The organism is Streptomyces sp. NPDC058375 (assembly GCF_042723425.1).
Lineage (GTDB): Bacteria > Actinomycetota > Actinomycetes > Streptomycetales > Streptomycetaceae > Streptomyces > Streptomyces durocortorensis.
In genome coordinates this window covers 1-4,437 of the sequence record NZ_JBHXJG010000395.1, presented here as the reverse complement: position 1 = coordinate 4,437, position 4,437 = coordinate 1, and the positions used below count along the sequence as shown (strand labels likewise).

The window sequence follows — 4,437 nt, the reverse complement described above, 5'->3', positions numbered from 1 at the left end:
CGCCACGGGCGCGGCACCGGGGGCCGGCCCGGCCCCCCCGACGCCGCTGCCGCCCCGGGCGGCCGCGCCCGGGCCGGCCGCCCCCGCCGCCCGCAGGGGGCGGCCCCCCCCCCCCCGCGGGGCCCCGGCCCCTTCCCCGTACGGCGGCTCTCAGACCTCCCCGCCCAGCGCCCCGACGATACGGAGCAGGGCGTCCTTGTACGGCCCGGGACGCCGGCGGCTCAGGGCGACCGTCTCCCGTACCAGCCGGGCCCGGGTCTCCTCCGGGGCCCTGTGCCGGAGCGCGGCGAGGTCCGCCGGCTCGAAGCTTTCGGCGGACCCCGCGAGCACCAGGGCCACCTGGGCGTGGGTGAGCGAGGAGAGCCGGTCGCCGAAGACCTGCCCCTCGATGCCCCCGCCGTGCATCAGCGCCGTGCCGTCCCCGGCCTCCAACGCCCGGTCCACGTACGCCTGGAGAGCCGCGCGGTCCTCGACGAGTCGGTACGCGGCGTCCAGCCCCTCGGTGCGGCCGATGTCGAGCATCGCGACGTGGGCCAGCGGGGTGTCCTCGGGCGGCTGTACGGCGAGCAGGCGCGGGTGCTCCTCCAGGTAGGCCCGCGACTCCGTCCAGTCCGCGCACTCCAGCCACTGGGCCAACTGCTCCTGGAGGATCAGCGGGTCGTAGGCGGCGGTCACCCCGTGGGCGAGGACGGCCTCGCGGAGCAGGGCGTGCCGCCGCGCACCGCCCGGGTCCAGGATCGCCAGCTCCTCCAAGGCGGTCGCCGCCTCCTCCCCGCCGAGGACATCGGCGTGCCGGGACCAGAAGTCGCGGGAGCGGGGCCAGTTCGGCGCGAACATCCAGGCGCTGACGAGGTCCAGGGTCTCCCGCGACAGCGCGAGCCAGCCCGGCACGGGCGTGAACGTCTCCTCCTCCCACGCTGTGTGCACCGCCGCGACATCGTCATACGCGCGCAGCGCCTGCCGGGCCCGTACGGTCACGGTGTCCGGGCTGCCGGTCCGCTCCGCGTCCTCGTCGAGCCAGATCACCAGCTCGCTCACCCCGGCCGCGGGCCAGGGGGCGGGGCAGCACAGCAGGAAGGCGCTCCGCTCCACGCCGAGACGCCGGGCCGTCGCCGGGTCGGCCCCGGCGAACTCCTTGACGGTCTCGTCGAACTCCTCGATCGCCGCCGCGTGCTCACCGGTACCGGCGAGAGCCCGGGACAGGTCGTCGAGGGCGGAGACCAGCGGGGCGTCCGTGCTGCCCGGGGTCTCCAGCGCCAGCGACCGGTGGAGGGCCACGGCTTCCCAGAACGCCTCCACCGCCCCCTCGGCGTCGCCGCTCCGCTCCAGGTGCGTGCCGAGCAGCTGGAGGGAGCGGGCCAGGTCGGGCAGGAAGGCGTCCCCCTGTTCGCGCAGGAGGTCGACGGCCTCCCGCGCCGGGGCCAGGGCCTCCTCCGGGCCGTCGGTGCCGGCCAGGCTCCGGGCGAGGGTGCGCAGCGCGGCGGCGAGACCGGGACGGAAGGCGTCGGGGCGCTGTCCTGCCAGCTCGCGGTGGAGGGCGACGCCTTCCCGCGCCACTCGCAGACCCGCCCCGGTGTCGCCGGCCCGGTTGAGGTGACCGGCGAGACCGTTCACCGCCGAGGCCAGCTCCGGACCGAAGCCGGGCCGCCGGGCGGCGAGCGCGCGGAAGCGGCTGCGCGCCTCCTGGGCCGCCTCGATCGCCCTGGAGGTGTCGCTCACGGCCGCGCGGTGGTGGCCGAGGGCGTCCAGAGCCGCGGCGAGCCGGGGGCGGAAGGCCTCCGGGTCCTCCTCGGCGAGGCTCCGGAGAAGCCCGACCGCCTCCTCCGCCCGTGGCACCGCCTCCAGGGCCTCCCCGGCATCCGCCAACCGGGCGGCGTAGTTCAGCAGGTACGCCGCAAGCGCCGGGACGGACGCGCCCGGCTGCTCCTCCTCGACCAGCTCGCGCTGGAGCCGCACGGACTGCTGCGCGAACGGCACGGCGGCCGCCCGGTCCCCGGTGTCGGCGACCCGGTCGCCCAGGGCGCCCATGGTCAGGGCCAGCTCCGCCTGGAAGTCCCCGGTGCGCTTCATGCCCAGCTCGGCGTAGATCCGGGCGGCCTCCTTCGCCGGGGCCAGCGCGCCGGTGCGGTCCCCGGCGGCGGCGCGGTGGTTCGACAGCCGGTGCAGGGCCCCGGCGAGCGCGGGCAGGCCGACGGCGGGGTCCTGCTCGGCCGCGCTCCGCCGGTCGCGTACCTCGTCCTCCGCACGCGCCAACGCCTCGGCCGCGCTCTCCTCACGCCGCGCCCCGGGTACGGCACCCGCCCCATGCGCCTCGTCGCACACGCCCACCCCACGCGCCATGTCGTCCACACCCGTCCCACGGTCCTCGTCGTTCATGCCCGCCCCACCGTTCTCTCCGTTCATTCCGGTCAGCCTCATCGGTCCTGCCCGAGCGAAGACTCGCTGCGGTGAGTAGCAGCGTAGTTACGGGGTGGTGTCATCGGCTGCCGTATGGGAGAACCGGCCGGACCGGAATCCGCCCACCGGCACACGAAAGCCCCGGCACGCCGACCTGCGGCATACCGGGGCTCCCGGGGCACCCGGGTGTTCCGGAACGGAACCGGACGGCTGCGGCGTTACGGCAGCGCCAGCATCCGCTCCAGCGCGAGCTTCGCGTACTTCTCCGTCTCCGGGTCGACCTCGATCCGGTTGACCAGCTTGCCGTCGGCCAGCGACTCCAGGGTCCAGACCAGGTGCGGCAGGTCGATGCGGTTCATCGTCGAGCAGAAGCAGACCGTCTTGTCGAGGAAGACGATCTCCTTGTCCTCCGCGGCGAATCGGTTCGCCAGCCGGCGCACCAGATTCAGCTCCGTGCCGATGGCCCACTTCGAACCGCGCGGGGCCGCCTCCAGGGCCTTGATGATGTACTCCGTCGAGCCCACGTAGTCCGCGGCGGCGACGACCTCGTGCTTGCACTCCGGGTGCACCAGCACGTTGACCCCGGGCATCCGGGCCCGGACGTCCTCGACCGACTCGACCGAGAAGCGGCCGTGGACCGAGCAGTGCCCGCGCCACAGGATCATCTTCGCGTTCCGCAGCTGCTCGGCGGTGAGGCCGCCGTTGGGCTTGTGCGGGTTGTAGAGGACGCAGTCCTCCAGGCTCATCCCCATGTCCCGCACGGCCGTGTTGCGGCCCAGGTGCTGGTCGGGGAGGAAGAGGATCTTCTCGCCCTGCTCGAAGGCCCACTCCAGGGCCCGTTTCGCGTTCGAGGACGTGCAGATCGTGCCGCCGTGCTTGCCGGTGAAGGCCTTGATGTCGGCGGAGGAGTTCATGTACGAGACGGGCACCACCTGATCGGCGACCCCGGCCTCCGTCAGCACGTCCCAGCACTCGGCGACCTGCTCGGCGGTGGCCATGTCGGCCATCGAGCAGCCGGCCGCCAGGTCGGGCAGCACGACCGCCTGGGCGTCCGTGGTCAGGATGTCCGCGGACTCGGCCATGAAGTGCACACCGCAGAAGACGATGTACTCCGCCTCCGGGCGCGCGGCCGCGTCACGGGCCAGCTTGAACGAGTCGCCGGTGACGTCCGCGAACTGGATGACCTCGTCGCGCTGGTAGTGGTGGCCGAGGACGAACACCTTGTCCCCGAGCTTCTCCTTGGCGGCGCGGGCGCGCTCCACCAGGTCCGGGTCGGACGGGGAGGGGAGGTCGCCGGGGCACTCGACGCCGCGCTCGCTCCTCGGGTCGGCCTCGCGGCCGAGCAGCAGCAGCGCGAGGGGTGTGGGAGTTACGTCCAGGGGCTGGGCCGTGGTCACGTCACGCACCCTTTCTTCTCTGCGTTCTGCTCTGCGGCTTCGGCGAACGCGCCTTTTCGTCTATTTGACGCTATCTATCATAGCCGCTTCGTGTCACTTTGACGATGCCGATAGCGTCGATGTGACGCATCCCCCGGGCGACCGGGTGTGCGAGCATGAAAAGGAACAGACAAGCGCTTGGCCCGGAATGAATCCGCGGGTCTGGCGGTTGAACCGTCGGCAAGCAGTCCGTACAACCCGGGAGAGAAGCAGATGTCCGTATCGGACGAGACCACCACCGTGAGCGACGGCATCCTCCTGTCCGACGCCGCCGCCGCCAAGGTCAAGGGCCTGCTGGAGCAGGAAGGCCGCGAGGACCTGGCGCTGCGCGTCGCCGTTCAGCCCGGCGGTTGCTCGGGCCTGCGCTACCAGCTCTTCTTCGACGAGCGTTCGCTCGACGGTGACGTGGTGAAGGACTTCGACGGTGTCAAGGTCGTCACCGACCGGATGAGCGCCCCGTACCTGGGCGGCGCCTCCATCGACTTCGTCGACACCATCGAGAAGCAGGGCTTCACGATCGACAACCCGAACGCCACCGGCTCCTGCGCCTGCGGCGACTCCTTCAGCTAAACGCCGAGGGCGGGACACACGGCGTACGGCGGCG

At 73.0% G+C, this 4,437-nt stretch carries 3 protein-coding genes; 1 reads left to right on the top strand and 2 read right to left on the bottom strand.

Going from position 1 to position 4,437, the window contains the following annotated elements:
• Positions 1–150 precede the first annotated feature (150 nt).
• The gene (locus ACFWM7_RS33955) at positions 151–2,376 is read right to left on the bottom strand and encodes a tetratricopeptide repeat protein (RefSeq protein WP_383268258.1); all 2,226 of its coding nucleotides are present in this window, start codon (positions 2,374–2,376) and stop codon (positions 151–153) included.
• A gap of 239 nt (positions 2,377–2,615) precedes the next feature.
• Positions 2,616–3,794, bottom strand: coding sequence for a quinolinate synthase NadA (nadA, locus tag ACFWM7_RS33950; RefSeq protein ID WP_383268256.1), 1,179 nt, complete (start codon positions 3,792–3,794; stop codon positions 2,616–2,618).
• A gap of 252 nt (positions 3,795–4,046) precedes the next feature.
• Here nadA and ACFWM7_RS33945 point away from each other — a divergent pair, with 252 nt between their 5' ends.
• The gene (locus tag ACFWM7_RS33945) at positions 4,047–4,403 is read left to right on the top strand and encodes an iron-sulfur cluster assembly accessory protein (protein WP_003969624.1); all 357 of its coding nucleotides are present in this window, start codon (positions 4,047–4,049) and stop codon (positions 4,401–4,403) included.
• Positions 4,404–4,437: the final 34 nt, after the last annotated feature.

Bases quoted from the DNA above. Each gene is read 5' to 3' on its own strand.
- ACFWM7_RS33955 (WP_383268258.1), bottom strand. From the start codon at position 2,376: ATGAACGACGAGGACCGTGGGACGGGTGTGGACGACATGGCGCGTGGG.
- ACFWM7_RS33945 (WP_003969624.1), top strand. From the start codon at position 4,047: ATGTCCGTATCGGACGAGACCACCACCGTGAGCGACGGCATCCTCCTG.